Annotated in this window: 15 protein-coding genes; 5 read left to right on the plus strand and 10 right to left on the minus strand. The window is 73.3% G+C overall.

Translation table 11 applies throughout. The features are described from left to right. Window positions 1–19 precede the first annotated feature (19 nt). Together A949_RS0129750 and A949_RS0129755 are read left to right on the plus strand one after the other, a co-directional pair. Window positions 20–763 (plus strand): class I SAM-dependent methyltransferase, encoded by a 744-nt coding sequence (locus A949_RS0129750; RefSeq protein ID WP_019359710.1) that lies wholly within the window; start codon window positions 20–22, stop codon window positions 761–763. Continuing rightward, window positions 760–1,959: a thiolase family protein gene (locus A949_RS0129755; RefSeq protein WP_019359711.1), complete on the plus strand. Its 1,200-nt coding sequence runs from the start codon at window positions 760–762 to the stop codon at window positions 1,957–1,959. The genes A949_RS0129750 and A949_RS0129755 overlap by 4 nt, the downstream gene beginning before the upstream one ends. Window positions 1,960–2,037: 78 nt before the next feature. Here A949_RS0129755 and A949_RS0129760 read toward each other — a convergent pair whose 3' ends face one another. Both A949_RS0129760 and A949_RS0129765 read right to left on the minus strand, forming a co-directional pair. Further along, window positions 2,038–2,823 carry an enoyl-CoA hydratase/isomerase family protein gene (locus A949_RS0129760; protein ID WP_019359712.1) on the minus strand — a complete coding sequence of 262 codons (786 nt, stop codon included), beginning with the start codon at window positions 2,821–2,823 and terminating at the stop codon, window positions 2,038–2,040. Further along, on the minus strand, window positions 2,820–4,433 hold the full coding sequence (locus A949_RS0129765; protein ID WP_019359713.1) for a class I adenylate-forming enzyme family protein: 1,614 nt from the start codon (window positions 4,431–4,433) through the stop codon (window positions 2,820–2,822). The genes A949_RS0129760 and A949_RS0129765 overlap by 4 nt, the downstream gene beginning before the upstream one ends. 212 nt (window positions 4,434–4,645) lie before the next feature. On the opposite strand from A949_RS0129765, the gene A949_RS0129770 reads away from it, so the two are divergent. Beyond that, window positions 4,646–5,104, plus strand: a complete 459-nt coding sequence (locus tag A949_RS0129770; RefSeq protein ID WP_026005162.1) for a nuclear transport factor 2 family protein — start codon at window positions 4,646–4,648, stop codon at window positions 5,102–5,104. 81 nt (window positions 5,105–5,185) lie between these two features. On the opposite strand, the gene A949_RS36965 is transcribed toward A949_RS0129770, so the two are convergent. Continuing rightward, window positions 5,186–6,037: an AfsR/SARP family transcriptional regulator gene (locus A949_RS36965; protein ID WP_078534808.1), complete on the minus strand. Its 852-nt coding sequence runs from the start codon at window positions 6,035–6,037 to the stop codon at window positions 5,186–5,188. A 920-nt stretch (window positions 6,038–6,957) separates the two neighbouring features. On the opposite strand from A949_RS36965, the gene A949_RS0129780 reads away from it, so the two are divergent. Beyond that, window positions 6,958–8,004: a LacI family DNA-binding transcriptional regulator gene (locus A949_RS0129780; RefSeq protein WP_019359717.1), complete on the plus strand. Its 1,047-nt coding sequence runs from the start codon at window positions 6,958–6,960 to the stop codon at window positions 8,002–8,004. Window positions 8,005–8,010: 6 nt separating this feature from the next. Here the strand turns inward: A949_RS0129780 and A949_RS0129785 are convergent, their stop codons facing one another. The 7 genes from A949_RS0129785 to A949_RS0129815 form a co-directional block, all read right to left on the minus strand. Further along, a complete protein-coding gene (locus tag A949_RS0129785) occupies window positions 8,011–8,721 on the minus strand; it encodes a sulfite exporter TauE/SafE family protein (protein WP_019359718.1) in 711 nt (236 codons plus the stop codon). Continuing rightward, the gene (locus tag A949_RS38350; protein WP_019359719.1) at window positions 8,718–8,876 is read right to left on the minus strand and encodes a hypothetical protein; all 159 of its coding nucleotides are present in this window, start codon (window positions 8,874–8,876) and stop codon (window positions 8,718–8,720) included. The genes A949_RS0129785 and A949_RS38350 overlap by 4 nt, the downstream gene beginning before the upstream one ends. Further along, complete coding sequence (locus A949_RS0129795) at window positions 8,873–10,312, minus strand: amidohydrolase family protein (protein ID WP_019359720.1); 1,440 nt, start codon at window positions 10,310–10,312, stop codon at window positions 8,873–8,875. The genes A949_RS38350 and A949_RS0129795 overlap by 4 nt, the downstream gene beginning before the upstream one ends. A 94-nt stretch (window positions 10,313–10,406) precedes the next feature. Further along, window positions 10,407–11,813, minus strand: a complete 1,407-nt coding sequence (locus A949_RS0129800; RefSeq protein ID WP_019359721.1) for a solute carrier family 23 protein — start codon at window positions 11,811–11,813, stop codon at window positions 10,407–10,409. Window positions 11,814–12,802: 989 nt separating this feature from the next. Continuing rightward, window positions 12,803–13,675 (minus strand): glycoside hydrolase family 16 protein, encoded by an 873-nt coding sequence (locus A949_RS0129805; protein WP_019359722.1) that lies wholly within the window; start codon window positions 13,673–13,675, stop codon window positions 12,803–12,805. 482 nt (window positions 13,676–14,157) lie between these two features. Next, a complete protein-coding gene (locus tag A949_RS0129810; RefSeq protein ID WP_019359723.1) occupies window positions 14,158–16,395 on the minus strand; it encodes an MMPL family transporter in 2,238 nt (745 codons plus the stop codon). A gap of 109 nt (window positions 16,396–16,504) precedes the next feature. After that, window positions 16,505–17,104 (minus strand): TetR/AcrR family transcriptional regulator, encoded by a 600-nt coding sequence (locus A949_RS0129815; RefSeq protein ID WP_019359724.1) that lies wholly within the window; start codon window positions 17,102–17,104, stop codon window positions 16,505–16,507. Window positions 17,105–17,639: 535 nt separating this feature from the next. Between A949_RS0129815 and A949_RS0129820 the strand changes: the two genes are divergently transcribed. Beyond that, window positions 17,640–19,940, plus strand: a complete 2,301-nt coding sequence (locus tag A949_RS0129820) for a PI-PLC domain-containing protein (RefSeq protein ID WP_019359725.1) — start codon at window positions 17,640–17,642, stop codon at window positions 19,938–19,940. The last annotated feature ends 18 nt before the right edge of the window (window positions 19,941–19,958 follow it).

A 19,958-nucleotide genomic window follows, 5' to 3' on the forward strand; every position in this document is an offset into this window, starting at 1 on the left:
CCGGAGAGGGAACCCCCGTATGACCATCGATGTATCCCCCGAGTCCTCCGCGTTCGGGTTCGAGGGCCAGCCCTACTACGAGCACCGGCGGCTGCGGCTGTACGACGCCGTCGTGGTGCACGCCTCGAACCGGGTGCTCTGGCGCTGCCCCAAGGACCGGCTGCTCGACCACTACAACGAGTGGATCACCTCCCGCCACCTGGAGGTCGGTCCGGGCTCGGGCTACTACCTGGACCACTGCCGCTTCCCCCCGGGCGGCGATCCCGAACTGACCCTGCTCGACCTCAACCCCGACCCGCTGCGGTTCGCCGCCCACCGCCTGCGCCGCTACACCCCGCGGTGCGTGCAGGCCGACCTGCTGGAGCCGCTGTCCGGACTCGGTGCCGGCGGATTCACGTCCATCGCCTGCAACTACGTGCTGCACTGCCTGCCCCGGCCGCCCGGTGGCAAGCAACTCGTCCTCAAGCACCTCAGCCGGGAACTCGCGCCCGGCGGCGTGCTGTTCGGCAGCACCGTGCTGTCCGGGGGCGTCAGGCACACCGCCCTCTCCCGCCGCTTCAACCTCCTGTACCAGCGCCAGGGCTCCTTCCACAACCAGCACGACAGCGTGCGCTGGCTGCACCGGGCGCTGGAGGAGAACTTCACCAGCCACTGGATCGAAGTGCGCGGCAGCGTGGCGCTGTTCGCGGCCCGGGCGGCGGACAGCGCACGGACCGGTACGCAGGCGCCGGACGACCTTCCGCGCGAGAGGCCGGGCGCATGACCTCGGCAGCCGTCTACCGGGATGCGGCCGTCCCGCTGCGGGCGCTGTGGTCCTCTCCCTTCGCCCGCTGGGGCGGCGCGCTGTCCCGGATCTCCAGCCTGGACGCGGCGGTGGCCGTCACCGACCGGGCGCTGTCGGAGCGCGGTGTGGACCGTGCCGCCGTCGAGGGCCTGGTGCTGGGCTGGACGGTTCCGCAGCCCGCGATCTTCTACGGGGCCACGACGCTGGCGGCCCGGCTGGACATGCCGGGTGTCTCCGGCCCGATGCTCAGCCAGGCGTGTGCCACCTCCGTCGCGGCACTGCACCAGGCCGCCGCCTCGGTGTCGGCCGGGACCGGTCCGCAACTGGTGGTCACCGCGGACCGGACGAGCAACGGCCCGGAGCTGGCCTGGCCCGCGGCCGGGTCCGAGCGCGGCCCGGTGCGGGAGAACTGGGTGCGGGACAGCTTCTCCCGCGATCCGGTCACCGGCCGCAGCATGCTGGCCACCGCCGAGGCCGTCGCGGCCGAGTGCGGATTCACCCGCGGGGAGCTGGACGCCCTCGCCGTGCTGCGCTCGGAGCAGTACACCGCCGCGCTCGCCGACGACCGTGCCTTCCAGCGCGCCTGGATGATCGCCGTCGAGGCCGAGGACGCCGAGCACGGGCCGGTACGGCTGGCGGCCGACGAGGGGATACGGACCGTCTCCTCCGAGGCCGCCGGCGAACTGCCGCCCGTCCGCACGGGCGGCACACACACCGCCGCCGCGCAGACCCACCCCGCGGACGGCACCGCGGGCGCGCTGGTGACCACGGTGCCGCGGGCCCGCGAACTCGCCGGCGGGGGCCCGGTCGTGCGGCTGGTGGCGTCCGGCCACGCCCGGGTGGAACCGGCCCGGATGCCCAAGGCGCTCGTACCGGCCGCCCGCGCGGCGCTGGACGCCGCCGGGCTGAAGTGCGAGTCGATGGACGCCGTCCACACGCACAACCCCTTCGCGGTGAACGACCTCTACTTCGCCCGGGAGACCGGGATACCGCCGGAGGCCATGAACACGACCGGCAGCAGCCTCGTCTTCGGACACCCGCAGGGCCCGACCGGTCTGCGGACGATCACCGAGCTCGCACACGTCCTGCGGGCGCGCGGTGGCGGCCTGGGGCTGTTCACCGGCTGCGCGGCGGGCGACACCGCGGCGGCGCTCGTCGTCGAAGTGTCCGACTGACGCGTCCGCGCGGACCGGCGGGGCCGCGGGCACCGTGCCCGCGGCCCCGCCGCGCCCGGGCCTCGCTGCGGCCGCGGGTCATCCCGCGGGACCCGCCAGCGCCCTGGCCAGCCCCGCCCGGGCGATCCCGCTCGCCTGCACCTGCCGCACGGCTGCGCTCTCGCGTGCCATCGCCTCCTCCACCTGGTGCGGAGAGGGCCGCAGCAGCCGCAGATGTGCGGCGGTGGACGAGCCCGGCGGATTCCACCGGTGGATCAGCCCGACAGCGGCGGGCACCAGCGCGTCGGTCTCCACGACGTCGTCGAAGAGGCCGAGGCCGCGTCCCTGCCGGGCATCGACGCGGGCTCCGCTCAGCAGCAGGTCCAGGGCGCGGGAGGCGCCCGCGAGCCGGGGCAGGAAAAGGCTGGCGGCGTTGGAGACGGTGAGTCCGACACCGTTCTCCGGCCACACGAAGCCCGCCGAGGGCGCGGCGACGCGGGCGTCGAAGCTGAGCGCCAGCTCGCCCGCCCCGCCCACGGCCAGGCCGTTGACGGCGGCCACCACCGGGACCTCGGCGCCGAGCGCGGCCCGCGAGACGTCGTTGAACAGATCCATCTCGGCCGGCAGGTCGAGTTGCCCGGCGGTCGCCTCGCGCAGGTCCATCCCGGCCGAGAAGGCCCGCCCCCGGCCGGTGACCACCACTCCGCGCACCAGACGGCCGTCGCCGTAGTACCGCAGCAGTCCGGCCAGATCGCGGCGCATGTCCCGGGAGAGGGCGTTGAGCTTCTCCGGACGGCTCAGGGTCAGTACGGCGACATCGTCCCGGACCGCGACCGCCAGCTCCTCCGGGCTGCGCAGCCGCACCACGCCGCTCACGCCGCTCATGTCCAGGAGTCCTTCGCCGCGTCGAACGCACCGCTGCGCTGGTCCGTGCCGGGGCGCAGCAGCCGGCTCTTGCGGACCCGTGCCGAGGGCGTCATCGGGAAGCTCTCGACGCACTCCAGATAGGCCGGCACCTTGAACTTCGCCAGCTGCCGCCGGGTGTGCGCCAGGACGCTGCGGACCGTGGCCCCGGTGGGGCGGTAGCCGTCGCGCAGCAGCAGGAACGCTTTGGGCAGTTCGCCGAACAGCTCGTCGGGGATGCCGACGACGGCGGCTCCCAGCACGGCCGGATGCGCTTCGAGGACGCTCTCCACCTCCGCCGCCGCGATGTTCTCACCCCCGCGCCGGATCACGTCCTTCAGCCGCCCGGCATGGCGGATGTCCCCGTCCGGGCCGGTGCAGCCCAGGTCCCCGGTGCGGTACCAGCCGCCGCGGAACGCACGCCCGGTGCTCTGCGGGCTGTTCCAGTACTCGCGCATCATGGGCCTGCCGCGGACCAGGATCTCGCCGGTCCGGCCCGGCCGCACCGGGTTGCCCCGCTCGTCGGCGACCATGACCTCCTTGCCGGGCGGCGGGCAGCCCAGCCCGCCGGTGCCCGTACAGGCCGCGTCGTGCGGCGGCACGATCAGATCCAGTCCGCTCTCCGTGGAGCCGTACACCTCGCGCCAGGCCGCGCCCCAGCGCTCCTCGAAGGGGCGGTGCAGCTCGCGCGGAATGCCGGAGCACAGCACCAGGCGCATGGCGTGGTCCCGGTCGCCGGAAGTGGGCGGCTGCTTGTGCAGCAGCATCGGCATGCTGCCCAGCACGTAGGTGACGGTGGCCCGGTGCTTCCGGACCGCGGGCCAGAAGCCCGATGCGGAGAACCGTTCCAGCACCACCAGCGGGATGCCGTGCATCAGGCACATCACGGCCTTCCACTGGGGATCCACATAGGAGAACGCCTGCGCGGTCAGGACCACGTCGTCGGCGCCCAGGCCGGAGGCGGCGGCGATCCCCCAGGCCGTGCGCAGCCAGTAGTCGTGGCTGAGCACGCACGCCTTGGGGAAGCCGGTGGTGCCGGAGGTGTACTGGAAGTTGACCGTGTCGTCGGAATGCCACCGCCCCGCGCCCGGCACCCGGCCGCCGGGGCAGCGCACCGCCGCGGCGGCCAGTTCCCGCACCGTACGGACCGCGCAGCGCTGCCGGAGGCCTGCGCCGACCCGGTGGGCCAGGCCGGCGCAGGCCTCCGAGGCCAGCAGCAGCGCGGCCCCGGAGTCGGTGAGCAGATGGGCCAGATCGGACGCGCCGCAGCGGCTGTTCACCGGCACCGTGACGGCACCGGCCTTGACGGCGGCGAGCCAGCACAGCGGCCAGTCGGCGGAGTTCTCCATCAGGAGCGCGATCCGGTCCCCGGGCTCCACCCCGTGCGCGAGCAGTGCCGCGGCCAGCCGGTCGGTGCGCTCGTCGGCCTCGCGGAAGGTGAGCGTGTCACCGCCGCAGCGCAGGAACTCCCTGTCCCCGTACAGCCGGGCCGCCTCCCGGACGAGTTCGGCGAGGTTCTGCCACCGCGGCACCGTCCGGGGACCCCGAGCGGCGGGAATCGGTGCGGTCTGGGCCTGAGGGGCCGGTTCCATGCTGCTGGCCTCCGTCGCGTCAGGTGGTGGCCGGCGCCACCGCTGGTCCTGGGACAGGGCACCAGCGGCGGCTCGTGCGCGGAGCAACGGGGGGTCACCGCACGGTCTCGGCCGTTGCCCGGGGCGAGCCCCGCGCTTTACCGGGCGTGGAGAGCGGCCTGGAACGGTCGCTGCGAGCAGGAGCAGTGCGAGCCGAGGCGGAGGAGGAAGCGTTGACGACCCAGGTCCCGCACGAGGTGGAGGAGAGTCCGGTGGCCGGTGCGCTGTTCGTCCAGGTGCAGCAGTTCTACGGCCGGCACATGCGCGCCATGGACGAGGGCCGGGTGGCGGACTGGACGGGCGACTTCATCCCGGACGCGGTGTTCGCCACCAACGCGCGGGCCGAACCGCAGCGCGGCCGGGACGAGATCGCCCGGAACGCGGCGGCGGCCGCGCGGCAGCTGGAGGAGAAGGGCGTCCTGCGCCGCCACTGCGTCACCACGTTGGAGGTCGACGAGGACGCCTCGGGAGTGCTCGTCGCCCGGATGTACGCGCTGATCAGCAGGACCGTCGTCGGTGGCGCCCCGGAGCTGGAGTTCGTCTGCACCTGCCAGGACGAGCTGGTGCGGCAGTCCGGGCGGCTGTTCATCAGGCACCGGCAGGTCCACCGGGACGACCTGCCCCGGACCTGACCCTCCGGCCGGAGTCCGCGGGCCGGGAGAAGCGCCCGGCCCGCGGGGGGCGGCAGCGCGCGTGCCGGCCGCCGCGGCCGGTCACGCCTTCCAGGGGTTGGCGGCCGGCCATTTCAGCCGCAGCGGCGGGGGATCGCTGGTCCGTCCCGGGAACGGGGTCGAGCGTGCGCTGTCCAGCCGCGGATCCGCGGAGAGGATCGCCTGCTGCAGCGTCTGCAACTCCCGGGACGGTTCCAGGCCCAGTTCGGTCACCAGCGACTGCCGGAGCTGGTTGAAGATCTTGAGCGCCTGGGGACGCCGGCCGCAGCGGTAGAGCGCCAGCATCAGTTGGCGGTGGAATCCCTCGTGCTGCGGGTACTGGGACGCGAGGCCGCTCAATTCACTGAGCACCTCGTGATGCCGGCCGAGTTCGAGTTCCGCCTCGATCCGGGTTTGCTGGACGCCGCTGCGGCTCTCCTCCAGCCGCACGATCTCCGCCTCCAGATGCAATCCCCGCCGTACGTTGGCCAGCGGCGGCGCGGCAAAGATGTTCAGCGCTGCGCGGAACTGTTCCACGGCCGCCGGATGATCGCCCGACTGAAAGGCGTGCTGCCCGGCCAGGCGATGTTTTTCGTAGCGCTGGAGGTCTACCTTCTCCGGTGCGATACGGAATTCATAGCCATTTGGCGTGGTGACCAGTACATCCTTCGGGGACGCATTCTTGAGGAGCTCCCCCAGCATTTGGCGAAGCTGAAATATGTACGTCTGCAGTGCGCTCAGTGCGCTCCGGGGAGGCCGCTCGGCCCACAGTTCCTCGATCAGCGCATCGGTGCTGACCAGCCGATTCGCGTTGACGAGTAAGAGGGCGAGCACCTGCCTGGCCTTGGGTGCGCTCGGCGTCCTGGTGCTGCCCCAGGTCCTCAGCGCAACATGCCCGAGAACTTCAACGTCCACAGTTCCATCACCCCGTTCGCGGTTTGAAAAACGACACAGTGGGCACCGAAGCGTTTTCGGGTGCGATTCCTGGGGCGCTCGCCCCGCGTGAGCAGCCCTGCCGGGCGCTTCATATTACGCGCGGAATGACACCTGGATTCCCCGCCGCCGAGGCGCCGTTCCCGCAGCAGGGGTCGTATGGAGTCTATGCATGTGACGGAAACGTATCCGGGTGACAATTTCATGGTCAAGGACTCGGGAGGCGAATCCGGCCATATTCGGGTTTCCTATTTGGCTGTCACATGCACGGTCATGAGGAAGGCGCCTCCCGCATCCGGGTGGGGCGGGTCGGATCCTTGCCGTCCGGGACCGATTCTCGCCTCTCGTAAGGGTAGGGTCCGGTTCCATTCCCGCCCCGCTGCGGCAACGGCCGCGCTCCGGGCCGCGGCTGCGGGCGGAGGCATCCGGTGCGCGGGGTTGGCCGGGTTCCTGCGCCCCGCCTACCCGGTGATGGCCCGCCGGATCCGGTGGCCGGCCGGCCTCACCCGCTCCCGGCGCGTGGCGTCGCCGGAGGTCAGAGCACGTGCGCCGGGGGCCGGCCGGGCCGTGCCGGTGCGCGGCCCGGCGGGGTCCGTGGGCGGGACCCCGACGGCCGGAAGAAACAGGCAGCTTGTCTGATTAATGACGTCGCGGCCTGTGTGTTTCGTTACATCTGGAATGAGACTCCGTCAGGGGGCTCGCCCGCCTGTCCTCGCCCATCCGTTCTTGCACACTGCACCCTCGAGCCCCTGACGCCCCGTCGCCCCCACCGCCCGCCGGGCGGCGCAGCGCTCCCCGCCGTCGACGGCGCACCGTGCAGTTCCGGCCGGGAGGGCGTACCACCGCGGCAGCCGATCAGGGAGACTGAGGCCCTACCCAGACCGTGAGGAGTTCTCGCACCGATGGCCAGCCCCCGCCCGGGTTCCGCACCGCGTCAGCCGACGATCGCCGATGTCGCGCGGGCCGCCTCCGTCTCCCGCACCACGGTCTCGCACGCGCTCAACGGGCTGGGCAAGGTCGACCCCCGCACCCGCGAGCGGGTCAGACGCGTGGCCGAGGAGTTGGGTTACCGTCCGAATCTGCGGGCCCAGCGGCTGCGCCGCGGCGAGGCCAAGACCATCGCGCTGCTGTCCTCGATGCCCCTGGCGGTGGCCGGGGGACCCTCCCGGCTCGGGTTCTACATGGAGGTCGCGGCGGCCGCCGCCGAGCACGCACTCGCGCACGGCTTCGCGCTGGTGCTGCTGCCGCCGGGCGAGTCGGGTGCCGGGCTGGCGACGGTGGACGTCGACGGTGCGATCGTCGTGGAACCCGGGGAGTCGGACCCGGTCGTCGCCGAGCTGACCCGGCGCGGGCTGCCGTGTGTGGCGCTGGGCCGCCCGCCGGGCGCCGACGGCGAACCCTATGTCGACCTCAACGCCGAGGCGGTCGCCGCACTGCTGCTGGACCACCTCTCCCGGCAAGGAGCCCGGCACCCCGCCCTGGTCACGGCTGCCGGAACCCGGACCTCCGCGGTGGACGCGCGGGCGGCCTACGCGCGGGCCGCCGAGCGGTACGGATGGCGACCGGTGACGGCCGTCGCCGAGGAGTCCGGGGGTGAACAGGCGGGCTACGAGGCGGTCGCCGCACTGCTGCGCGACCATCCGCGTACCGACGCGCTGTGCGTACTGGTCGACGCCTTCGCGGTGGGCGCGGTACGGGCGGTGCGGGAGAGCGGGCGCACCGTCCCGGACGACGTCATGATCGTCACCCGCTACGACGGCCTGCGGGCCAGGACCTGCGCACCGGCGCTGACGGCTGTCGACCTCCACCTCGAACAGGCCGCCGCGGCAGCGGTCGAACTGCTGCTGCGGCGGCTGCGCGACGAAGCGCCGTACGCTCCCGTCCGGGCGCCGGACCCGACGCTGGTGACACGTGCCTCCTCCAGCCGCGGGCCCGGCGACGGCGTCTAGGACCGCTCAGATCCCCAGCATCAGCACCAGCCCGGAGACCAGCGCGAAGGCCAGCACGGCCAGCCGCAGGCGGCGCGCGTCGAGCCGGTGGTGCACGAACCGGCTCAGGGCGGCGCCGGCCGCCAGCGCGGGCAGCACCCAGAGCACGGTGCCGAGATGGTCGGCCCGGCCGCGCCCGGTCGCGAACAGCAGTGCCAGGGAGGCGATCTCCCCGACCAGGAAGCAGACGGCGACCGTGGAGCGCAGTTCGCTGGGCGGCCGGTGCTGGTACACCAGCGCGAGCGGCGGGCCGCCCACCCCCGTGGCCGTCTCGGTGATACCGGTGACCAGTCCCGCGCCCAGATAGGCGCCGCGGCCGGGAGCGAACTCCGGTGCCGCCAGGCTGACCAGGGCGGCGAGCACGGTCGCGGCTCCGACGAACAGGCCGAGGCCGCGTTCCGGGATCGCGGTGAGCAGCAGCAGCCCCGCCGGGGTGGCCGCCAACCGGGCACCGGTGATCCAGCCGGCCCCGCGCAGATCCAGACTGGACCGCTCCCGCCAGGCCACGTACAGGTTGAGCGGAATCATCGACGCCAGCAGGAAGACCGGCAGCAGTTCCGGGTCCACCAGACCGGCCACCGGGGCCACGATGAGCGCGAAACCGAGGCCGCCGGCGCCCTGCACGAAGGCCGCGACGGCCACCGTCGCCGCCAGCAGCGCGAGGAGTTCGCCGCTCATCGGACCACCTCCGCGATCCGGTGGCCGCGGGCGGGGCCGTCCGGGCCGGTGTGTCGTCGGCTGCCGCCGACCGCGCGGTGCCGGCCGCCGCCGACCGGGGTGTGTCGTCGCCTGCCGTGACGTCCGCCGCCGCCGGCCTCGGTGCCCGCGCTCATCGCACGGCCTCCGTCGAGGGCCGGTGTACCCGGACCACCGGTGCCCGGTCCACCACCGCGCGGGCCGACTCCCGGGCCCGTGCGACCAGTTCCGGACCGTCCCAGTCCACGGGACGGCCGTACCACAGACGCAGCCGCCCCGCGGTGAAGACCGCGTTGATCTGGTCGCGGTTGCCGCGCCGCACCAGTTCCCAGGGCAGGTCGTGCGAGGGGCACATCTCCGGCCCGGTGAGGTCGACGAGCAGGAAGTCGGCGGCGGCACCCGCGGCCACCAGCCCCGTCCGCACGCCCCCGGCTCCCGGCCCCGGTCCGCCGCCCAGCCCGACGGCGTCGGCGCCCAGCCGGGTGCCGTGCTCAAGCCAGGTCCGGCCGCCGCCGCAGGAGGAGTCCCCGGCGGCCAGTCCGTGGGTGAGGCGCTGGGCGGTCTCGGCGGCGTCGAGCAGCCGGAAGGCGTCCCCGCGGGTGCCGTCGGTCCCCAGCCCGAACCGGATCCCCTCCTCGGCCATGGTGAGTGCCGGTGCCACGGCGTTGCCCTTCCAGGCGCTGGCCACCGGGTTGTAGCTGACGGCGGTTCCGGTGTCGCGCAGGAGGGCGAGTTCGTGCGGGGTGAGCAGGGTGGCGTGCGCGGCGAGCAGGTGGGGGCCGAGCACGCCCAGTTCGTGCAGATGCTCCAGGGGCCGCGCACCGTGCCGCAGCAGCGAGCGTTCGACTGCGGCGAGATGCTCGTTGACGTGGATCTGCAGGACCGCTCCGGCTTCGGCGGCCAGGTGCGCCATGGCGCGCAGGGTCGGCTCGCTCGCCGCTTCCGGTATGGAGACGGCGAGCGAAGGATGCACCAGCGGGTCGCCCGCGTAGCGCGCGAGGTGCTGCTCCGCCCGGGCCCGCACCTCCCGGGCCGCGCCGGTGCTCCCGCTGTCCGCGCTCTGGTCGGCGTCGTTGCAGATCTGCCCGAGCACACAGCGCAGTCCCGCGTCGCGGGCGGCGTTCGCCACGACGTCCACGTCCACCGGGGCGCGGGTCCCGGCTTCGGCGACGGTGGTGAACCCGCCGCGCAGCGCCTCCAGGGCGGCGAGTTTCGCGGCCACGTACGCCGACTCCTCGTCCAGCGCCCCCTCCAGCGGTACCCACACCCGGCGGAAGATCTCCGAGGGTTCGCCGAACGCCAGTGCGGCGCCGAAGCTCTGGGTGAGGTGGTGGTGGGCGTCGACGAAGCCGGGCAGCAGGGCGGTGCCGGGCAGCCGGACCGGCGTCAGGTGCGGGAATTCCCGGGTCAGGCGGGCGGCCGGGCCCACAGCGGTGAACTCGCCGCCGTCCACGACGACCGCGTGCTCGGCGGCGGGTCCGCCGGGCAGCAGCACGGTTTCGGGGGCCAGCAGCAGGGGCTCGCCGTCGCTCCGCGCGAGGGAGCCGGGCGCGGGAAGGTGCAGGGGGTGCATGGTGTCCTTGCTGTAGAGGTGTCCGTGTTCGAGGTGTCCGAGGTGTTCGAGGCGCCGGGGCCGCAGACGCCGCGGCGGGGAGAGGGTCGCGAGGTCAACGGGCGGGGGATCCGTCCCCGGCGGTGGCGGTCGCGCCGGTGCCCGCCGGCTGCGCGGCCTCCGCCGTGTCCGCCGTGTCCGTCCCCGCCGTGTCCGTGGCCTCCGCCGTGTGCGCTGTCTCCGGGGCTTCCGTCGTCTCCGCGGCGGGACGGGTGCGCCAGGGCACGCGGTGGAAGAGCGCGTGCAGCAGGGCCGCGCTGAAGGCGCCGACCGCGACCCCGCTCTCCAGCAGGATCCGCAGGTTCGGGGGCAGGTGGTCGTACACACCGGGCACCAGGATGGGCAGCAGCCCGAGCGCCAGGGCGACGGCGACGACGAAGGTGTTGGTGTGGTCGTCCAGGCCGCTCCGGCCGAGCATGTGCACCCCCAGCACGGTGATCACTCCGAAGACGACCAGCGCGGTGCCGCCCACGACCGGTGCGGGGATGGCGTTGACGAGCCAGGCCACGGGTGCGAGGAAGCCGATGGTGATCAGGACGAGGCCCGCGGCGACGGTGACGAAGCGGCTGCGGACTCCGGTGATCCGCACGATGCCGATGTTCTCCCCGCTGGTGACCATCAGCGGCAGCCCGAAGAAGCCGCCGGCCAGCGAGATGACGGCGTCCCCGCGGATGGTGCGCGGCGCGTCGCGGCGGGCGTCCGGTTCCTTGCCGACGGCCTCGCTGTTGATCACGGTCTGGCCGGTGGCCTCGGCCATCGAGGCGAGGCTGTAGACCAGCAGCGGCACGGAGGCGAGCAGGTTGAACTGCGGTGTGCCGAACGGCATCAGCTCCGGTACGTGCAGCAGCGCCCCGCCGTCGGCCGCGGTCGGATGCACCCGGCCCAGCAGTGCCGCCAGCCCGGTACCGGCCAGCAGACCGAGCAGCACGGAGAGTTGACGCAGCGTGCCGCGCAGCAGTCCGTAGGCCGCCGCGGTGCAGCCGACCGTGGCCAGGCCGAGCAGCAGGGCGCCCGGCTCGCCGAAGTCGCTGCTCCCGGGGCGCCCGGTGACCAGCAGCGCGCCGACCTTCACCAGATTCACGCCGACGATGACGATCATCGTCCCGATGACCAGCGTGGGGAAGAACCGCAGCAGCCGGGAGAAGACCGGCAGTACCACGAAGTAGAAGACGGCGGTGATGATGACCGCGCCGCAGGCCGTGCGCAGGCCGTGCTGGTCGGCGATGGAGAGGAAGAGGATCAGCGGGGCGCCGCCGGGCAGCATCACGAACGGCAGCCGTGCCCCGAAGCCCCAGGGGCCCAGGGACTGGAGCAGCGAGCCGAGCCCGGAGAGCACGAAGGCGGCGGACAGCAGGTTGGCCGTGAGTGCCGGGGTCAGGTGGAGGGTCGAGCTGACCAGGAAGACGCTGGAGATGGGTGTGGCGGCCATGACCAGCACGTGCTGGATGCCGAACAGCAGCATCCGGTGCACCGGGCGGGGGTCGTCGACGGGGTGTCTCGGTGGGCCGGCGGCGCCTGCCGCGGCGGGGTCCGGGCCAGGGTGAAGAGCGTTGCGTAGCGACACGGTTGGGCTCCGTTCCGGATTCGGCTCGCTCGGTTCCGCCTGCGTATCCGGGCCCGGACGGTGGCCGGATCACAGGGGCCAAATCGATTTGGCCGCCAGTATGGGCGGCGCGTCACGGCGCGTCAACACATTGCCTCGGACCCTGGTGGGCCCCGTGTCCCGCCTACGGCGACAGGGCGCCGGCCGGGGGGAGAGATGACGGACCTGCTTGGCGCGTCAAGGCTGCCGGGAGGCGCTCGGTGCCGGTCGGACCCCGAGGCGTGCCGGCAGGGCGTGGACGGCGCCTTCCGGGCGCTGTTCCCGGGGAGTGTGCGCAAACAGCGTCTCCGTGGCGACGCTGTCCGGGGGTTTCCGGTCAGGCCCGGGCCGGACGCCGGGCGCGTGCCCGATGGAGTGGCGCATCGCCCCGGCGTCCGGCCGGCTCCGCGGCACCGGCGAGCCGGTCGGGTCGATCGGCGGCGCGGTCGGATACGGCTCTCCGCACGCTTTCAGCCGTCGCCTTCAGATGTTCGTCCAGGCATGCCCGGGAGACGGTTCCGGACGCGGCGCCGTGCCCGGCTTCGCAGGCGATCCCGCCCCGGGGTTGGTTCCCCGGCTCCGGTGGCCGGGCGGGTGGCTGTCCGGTCGTGGTGGCCAAGGGCCTCCGCGGTGCGGTGGCGGGTTGCGCGCAGCGGGGGAGTGCGACTGCGCCCCGGGCTCGCAGGGCGCCGGCCCGGGACGCGGCGACGTGGCCCGCGCAGCCGCCCGACAATGACGGTTCCCGCCCCGCGGCGGAGTCCGCGACGACGCGAACGGCCCGGCCTCTGAGCGCCGTCCCTCCCGGGCCCCGCGCGCCACAGGTGCCCGCGTCTGTGCGCAGACGCGGGCACCGGGTGGGGGTGTGCGGGCTAGTCGCCCGTGCTGACCCGCACGTAGTCGACGGTCATCTGCTGCGGGAAGTTCGTGGAGCCGTCCGGGTCGCCCGGCCAGTAGCCGCCCACGGCGAGGTTGAGGATCAGGAAGAACGGCTTATCGAACACCCAGCGGTTGCCGCCCACGTCGGCGGGCGTGCGCGTCTGGTAGACGTTACCGTCCACCGACCAGCTCACGGAGCCGGGTGACCAGTCGATGGCGAAGGTGTGGAAGCCGTCGGCGAACGCCTCGCCGCCGGGCAGGGTGTATCCGGCGCCGATGCCGCCCGATCCGGAGTAGCCGGGGCCGTGCAGGGTGCCGTGCACGGTGCCCGGTTCGAAGCCCACGTTCTCCATCACGTCGATCTCGCCGCAGTCGGGCCAGCCGACACTGCCGATGTCGTCACCGAGCATCCAGAAGGCCGGCCACATGCCCTGGCCGCGCGGCACCTTGATGCGGGCTTCGACGCGGCCGTGGGTCTGGGTGAACCGGCCCGCGGTGTTCAGCCGTGCCGAGGTGTACTCGCACCTGCCGTACCAGCACTGGTAGTTGCCGGGGTTCTCCTTGCGGGCGGTGATGACCAGATGTCCGTTGCCGTCGAGTGCGGCGTTGTCGGTGCCCGCCGTGTAGTACTGGCGCTCGTGGTTGTCGACGTTGTCACCGGTCTCGGTCTGCCATTTGCCGCTGTCGACCGGGGCGCCCGCGGGGCCGTCGAACTCGTCGGCGAAGGCGACCGCGCGGGTGCCGCCGGAGGCGTGCCGGGAGTCCGCGGCGTCGGCGGACGCCGTGCCGGGCAGCAGTGCCGCGGTGAGGCAGCACAGCAGGGAGGCGCCGCACGCGGCGATGCGGCTTCGGCGGGAGAGTCTCACGTCAGCCCGTCCTTTCGTGGGGGGAGTGGACGTTGGGCCTGCGCATGACAAGCAATCCTCGACGGAGCGCGTCCGTGAATCGTCCGTGTACGGCAGGCCGCGGGCTTTCTTGATGACTTGTTGTAAGTGCGTCGGACCTGCCCGTCAAGGCTTTGGTCCAGACCGGTTTGTGTTCAAGGAATGACGCCGAGCGCTTCCCGTGCCCCGGCGGGCGTCCCGCTCCGCCGTCCCCACCGGCGGGCCCCGCGGCACCTGCTGCCCTGTCGAGCACCCATCGCGAACTGCGGATTCCGCGCCGGAAGTCCCAGCAGCACGCGGGTGCCGCACCGGCCGGGCACAGCGCGGATGCAGGTGTCACCTGTTCGACATGTGTCCGGCGCGCCGGACGACGCCGAACCGTGGCCGCGCACCCTCTCCCGCACCGGAAGGCCGGGAGGGCCCCGTCTGCACGGAGCCCTCCCGGCCGGGTGCCGCGGCGGATCTCAGGTGCGGACCAGCTCCCGGTCGTCGTCGGCGTCCGGACCCGCTCCGCTGCCGTCGGCAGCGGAGCGCAGGCCCTCGCCCTCGATGTCGACGTCGGGCAGCGCCCGGTCCAGCCATCCGGGCAGCCACCAGGCCCGCTTGCCCAGCAGGGCCAGGACCGCCGGGACGATCGCCATCCGGACGACGAACGCGTCGAAGAAGACCGCGGTGGCCAGGCCGAAGCCGATCATCTTCACCATCGACTCGCTGGAGCCGATGAATCCGGCGAAGACGGCCATCATGATCACCGCCGCGGCCGTGACGACCCGTGCGCCGTGCCGGAAGCCGGTCACCACGGCCTGGCTCGGCTCCTCGCCGTGGACATGCGCCTCCCGCATCCGCGTCACGAGGAACACCTCGTAGTCCATCGCCAGTCCGAAGACGACACCGACCATGAAGATCGGCATCATCGACATCACCGGGCCGGTCTGCTCGACGCCCATCAGGCCGGACAGCCAGCCCCACTGGAAGACCGCGACGACCGCGCCCAGCGCCGCCAGCACGCTCAGCAGGAAGCCGAGGGCCGCCTTCAGCGGGACCAGGATCGACCGGAAGACCACGATCAGCAGCAGGAACGCCAGGCCCACCACGAGGGTCAGATACGGGACCAGTGCGTCGTCGAGCTTCTGGCTGACGTCGATGTTCATCGCGGTCGAGCCGGTCACCAGTACCTCGGCGCCGGTGCCGGCCTTCACGTCCGGACCCGTGCCGCGGATGCCGTGGACCAGGCTCTCGGTCGCCGCGGACGACGGTTCGGAGCTGGGGACCACGGTGACGATCGCGGTGTCGCCCGCCCGGTTGTACTTCGCGGGGGTGACCGCCGCGATGTCGTCCAGGCCCTTGACGTTCCCGGTCACGGCCGCGACCGCACCCTTGGGATCGTCGCTGGCCTCGGCGTCGACCACCAATGTCAGCGGGCCGTTGAAGCCCGGGCCGAAGCCCTCCGAGAGCAGGTCGTAGGCGCGGCGCTGGGTCGTGGACGTCGGCTGCGAACCGTCGTCGGGCAGCCCCAGTTCCAGCGCGGACGTCGGGATCGCCGCGGCCCCGAGGCCGACCACCCCGAGCAGCAGGACGGTCACCGGCCGGCGCACGACGAAGCGCGCCCAGCGGGTCCCCGCGTTCGGCCGCTCCGCGCCGGAGGCGGCCTTCCGCGCGGCCCGTCCGCCGCCCAGCAGCCGGCTCTTCTCGCCCGCGGGCTTCACCCGGCGGCCGACGTAGCCGAGCAGGGCCGGGACCATCGTCAGGGCGATCAGGACCGCGACGGCGACCGTGCCGGCCGCCGCGACACCCATCTTGGTCAGCATCGGTATGTTGACGACCGCCAGGCCCACCAGTGCGATCACCACGGTCAGCCCCGCGAAGACCACCGCCGAGCCGGCGGTGCCCACGGCCCGGCCGACGGCCTCCTCGCGGTCGCGGCCCTCGGCCAGTTCGGCGCGGTAGCGGGAGACGATGAACAGCGCGTAGTCGATGCCGACGGCGAGTCCGATCATCATCGCCAGCGTGGAGGTCGTGGACCCCAGCTCCAGCGTGCTGGCCAGTGCGGTGATCGTGGCGACCCCGGTGCCGACCCCGATCAGCGCGGTGAGCAGCGGCAGTCCGGCCGCGAGCAGCGAGCCGAAGGTGATGATCAGCACCACGGCGGCGACGGCGATGCCGATGACCTCGGTCGCTCCCGTCTCCGGTGTCGTGGTGAGCGCGTCCCCGCCGACCTCGACGGTCAGTCCGGTCTCGCGCGCGTCCGCGGCGGCCGCCCGCAGGTCGTCCCGGGTGGAGTCGGCCAGCTCCATGCCGGAGGACTCGTACGCCACCGAGGCGTAGGCGGTGGTGCCGTCCCGGCTGACGCTCTTGGCCTGGTAGGGGTCGGCGACGGAGGCGACCTCCGGACCGCCGGAGAGCTCCTCGACCGTCTGCTGGACCGCCGCCTTGTTGCCGGGGTCGGTCATCTTCTCGCCCGCGGGTGCCTTGAAGACCACGCGGGCGGTGGCGCCGTCGGCGCTGCTCCCGGGGAAGCGCTGCTCCAGCAGGTCGAATGCCTTCTGGGCCTCGGTGCCGGGGATCGAGAACGAGGTGCTGCCCGCGGCGGGCGCACCGGCCGCGCCGATCCCGGCGACTGCCAGCAGCGCCACCCAGAACAGGGCGACGAGGTGCCGTCGCCGGAAGGCGAGGCGTCCGAGTTTGTAGAGGAACGTGGCCACGACGGCGTACTCCCGGTCTGTCGTGCGGTGTGAGGGCAGGGTCGATCAGCCCGACGACGTGAGCGGTGACGTCAGGTGGAGGGAACGGGCGGGGTGGTGGGCAGGCTCGTCAGCGAGCCGGCACGCCGAGGGCGGGGAGCACGACGGCGTCGATGTAGGAGGCGAGGAACGCCTGGGTGGGCGGCTGGTCGTCGATCAGCGCGCGGGTGGCGAAGGCGCCGATCAGCATGTGCACCACGTACTCCAGCGCCGGGTTGTCCGCCCGGACCTCGCCCCGGTCGACGGCCCGCCGCAGTACCCGCTGGAACTCCGCCATCTCCGGCTCGATGAGCAGTTCCTTGAACGCCTGCAGCAGGTCCGGGTTGTGGTGCACCGCCATGAACAGCCCCCGCATCAGCGCGGAGTTCTGTTCCATGGCGCAGTCGTCCTCGCGTGCCACGAGAGCGTGGAAGTCGCCTTGCAGGGACCCGGTGTCGAGGTCGCCGGTCCGGCCCGGCTTGCTGTGCCGGACCGCCTTCGCCACGAGTTCCGGCTTGCCGCCCCACTGCCGGTAGAGGGTCGCCTTGCTGGAGCGGGTGCGGGCCGCCACGGCGTCCATGGTGAGGGCGTCGTAGCCGACTTCCCGGAGCAGGTCGAGTACGGCCTCGTACAGCTCGGCCTCGCGCTCGGGGGTGATCCGGCTGCGGCGCGTCGCTGTGCTCTCCGTCATGCCTCCCTCTCTTCCCGTTCCGAACGAAACGGTTTCGTACGGAGAACGGTACGCCATTCGGGATAGCGAAACGAAACGGTTTCGTACGTGTTCTGGGTCACACCTCGCCGCCCGTGCCCTGTGGTCGCGGGGCGGCCCGGCGCGGCCGCCACCCCGGGCTGCCCGCCGCCGTCCGGGGGGCTCGGCGCCGAGCGGCGCGGGCGGCCTCGGCGACAGCGCGGCAGCCGGCCCGCCACTCCCGCGGCCCGGCACCCCGGCGACGGGAGCCCGGCGCCCCCGGCGGACCGTCCGGGTGTCCGGGGCCATGGCGCCGCGTCCGCGGGGTAGACGACAGCCATGACGCGCTCCGGCACCCCTCCCGCAGCCACCGGCCCCGACGCCCCGTCCGTCCCCGCGCGGCCCGGGGAACACACCAGCGGCCGCGGCGCATAGCCTGGTCGCGGCTCCCCGCGCCGCCGCTCCGCACCGCAGCGGCGCACCGCCCCCGGGCCGCGCCGAGGCCCGCACGAACAGCAGACGACCCCCAGGAGTACGGGTGCCGCGCAACACGCACGACACTGCCCCGGACACGGAACGAGACGAGGAGAAGCCCGACTCGGCGACCGGCCGGCCCAACACCCCCACGCGGCCCGGCGCATGGCGCCGGGCGCGCTGGGTGCGCGTCGTGCGACCGCTGGCGGCGCTGCTGGCGGCGCTGTGCGTGGCGGCGCTGGCGACGGTGGGCACCCTGCGCAACACGGTCCTGGACCGCGGCTACTACCAGCACGTCCTGGACGAGGAGCGGGCCTACGACCGGCTCTACGACGAAGTGCTCGTCGCCCCCGAGGCCCAGCCGGTCACCCGCAGCCTGCTGGCGCGCCTGCCGGTGCCCGAGTCCGTGGTGACCGCGAACCTCAAGACCGTCCTGCCCCCGGCGACGGTGCGCGAGCTCACCGACGAGCAGATCGCCGAGGTCACCAGCTATCTCCGAGGCGAGAAGGACACCCTCTCCGTCTCGGTCGACCTCTCCCCGGTGCTGGCGAACATGGACAAGCTCGCCGAGGTGTACCTCGGCGGACTGGTCTCCCAGGCCCAGGGCCGCGACAAGGCCGACTTCCCGGCCGCCGTGAAGCGCATCGACGCGGCGCTGGACGATGTCGCCGCCGGACGGCGCCCCGCCGACCTGCCCACCGTCGACCTGAGCGACCGTGCGGTGCGGGACATCAGCAAGCTGCTGCTCTCCGCCGTGCCCGAGGAGCAGCGCAAGACCCTGCGCCCGCAGATCGAGGGCGCGCTCGGGGTGGGGGACGTCGCCACGGCCCTCGCCGCGGTGGGACCGCACGTGATCGGCGGACGCGCGGGCGCCGGAGCCGACGAGGGTGAGCGGGAACTGCTGCGCATCACCGAGGGCGGCCGATGGGACGTCGTCAAGGACCTGGACAGCGGGGGCGTGTACACCGGCCCGCTGGAGGAGGCACGGGGCTTCACCCGGCTCGCACTGGGCTGGGTCTACCCGCTCGCCGTCGTCGTCGGGGCCCTGTCCGTCGCCTTCCTGTGGCTCACCGGACCCCGCCGCCGGCTGCGCCGGCTGCGCGTCGTCGGCTGGAGCATGGTCGCGGGCGGCCTCCTGACGGCCGGCCTGTTCCGGCTGGTGCAGTGGAAGGCGGACGGCCTGTGGGGGACGGCGCCGGGCTCCTGGCCGCCCTCGCTGGCCGTGCTGGTGGAGGATCTGGAGAGCACCGCGCTGAAGACGCTCACCGCCGCCGGAGCCTCCGCGGCCCTCACACCGGTCGCGATCGGGGCGCTGCTGGCCGCGCTCTCCTACGTACGGCGGCGGCCCCGGGCCGCGCAGTCGCTGTCCACCAGGGGCCGTACCGGGATGCTGGCCGGTCTGTCGGCGGTCACCACCGCCGCGGTGGTGCTGGGGGTCACCTTCGTCCCGGCCGCCGCGAGCGGCTCCGGCTCCGAGCAGGCCCTGTGCAACGGCTCGGCCCGCGCCTGCGACCTGCGCTACGACCAGGCCGCCTACGTCGCCACCCACAACTCGATGTCGACGACCGCGGACCGTTTCATCAGCCCCCTCCAGGACGGCGACATCACCGCCCAGCTCGACAACGGCGCCCGGGCGCTGCTGGTGGACACCCACACCTGGGAGCGGCCCGACCAGATCGCCGAGCGGCTGAAGGTCTCCGAGTTCGCCCCGGAGATGCGGGACAAGATCACCGGACTGATCGACGAGGCCACCCCCACCGAACCGGGCCTGTGGCTGTGCCATGCCGTCTGCCGCGGCGGCGCCATCCCGCTCGTCGACACCCTGCGCGACATCCGCGCCTGGCTCGACGAGCATCCGGGGGAGGTCGTGACGCTGATCGTGCAGGACGGCATCACCGGGAAGCAGACGGAGTCCGCGTTCCGGAAGGCCGGCCTGGAGGACCTGCTGTTCACCCCCGACGACAACCCGAAGGCGGAGTGGCCGACGCTGGGCAAGATGATCGAGGACGACAAGCGCCTGGTCGTCTTCGCCGAGCACGCGGACGGGCCCGCGCCCTGGTACCGCAACTTCTACCGGTACGGAATGGAGACGCCCTACGCCTTCTCCTCCCCGGAGAAGATGTCGTGCGCGCCCAACCGGGGCGGGACGGGCAAGCGGCTCTTCCTGATGAACCACTTCATCACCAGCGGCGGCGGCAGCCGGATCGACGCACGGGAGGTCAACGCGAAGGGATTCGTCCTCGACCGGGCCCGGCGCTGCGAGGCCGAGCGCGACCACCCGGTGAACTTCGTCGCCGTCGACTTCGCCAATCTCGGCGACGCGGCGGCCGCTGTGGACACCCTCAACGCGGGGCGGCGCCCCTGAGCGCCCCTGAACGCCGGG

The organism is Streptomyces sp. AA1529, assembly GCF_000280905.1.
Classification (GTDB): domain Bacteria; phylum Actinomycetota; class Actinomycetes; order Streptomycetales; family Streptomycetaceae; genus Streptomyces.

Excerpts from the sequence above, each read along its gene's own strand:
- A949_RS0129755 (WP_019359711.1), top strand. The coding sequence starts at position 760 with ATGACCTCGGCAGCCGTCTACCGGGATGCGGCCGTCCCGCTGCGGGCG.
- A949_RS0129780 (WP_019359717.1), top strand. The coding sequence starts at position 6,958 with ATGGCCAGCCCCCGCCCGGGTTCCGCACCGCGTCAGCCGACGATCGCC.
- A949_RS38350 (WP_019359719.1), bottom strand. The coding sequence starts at position 8,876 with ATGAGCGCGGGCACCGAGGCCGGCGGCGGCGGACGTCACGGCAGGCGA.
- A949_RS0129760 (WP_019359712.1), bottom strand. The coding sequence starts at position 2,823 with ATGAGCGGCGTGAGCGGCGTGGTGCGGCTGCGCAGCCCGGAGGAGCTG.
- A949_RS0129750 (WP_019359710.1), top strand. The coding sequence starts at position 20 with ATGACCATCGATGTATCCCCCGAGTCCTCCGCGTTCGGGTTCGAGGGC.
- A949_RS0129765 (WP_019359713.1), bottom strand. The coding sequence starts at position 4,433 with ATGGAACCGGCCCCTCAGGCCCAGACCGCACCGATTCCCGCCGCTCGG.
- A949_RS0129815 (WP_019359724.1), bottom strand. The coding sequence starts at position 17,104 with ATGACGGAGAGCACAGCGACGCGCCGCAGCCGGATCACCCCCGAGCGC.
- A949_RS0129785 (WP_019359718.1), bottom strand. The coding sequence starts at position 8,721 with ATGAGCGGCGAACTCCTCGCGCTGCTGGCGGCGACGGTGGCCGTCGCG.
- A949_RS0129800 (WP_019359721.1), bottom strand. The coding sequence starts at position 11,813 with ATGCTGCTGTTCGGCATCCAGCACGTGCTGGTCATGGCCGCCACACCC.
- A949_RS0129795 (WP_019359720.1), bottom strand. The coding sequence starts at position 10,312 with ATGCACCCCCTGCACCTTCCCGCGCCCGGCTCCCTCGCGCGGAGCGAC.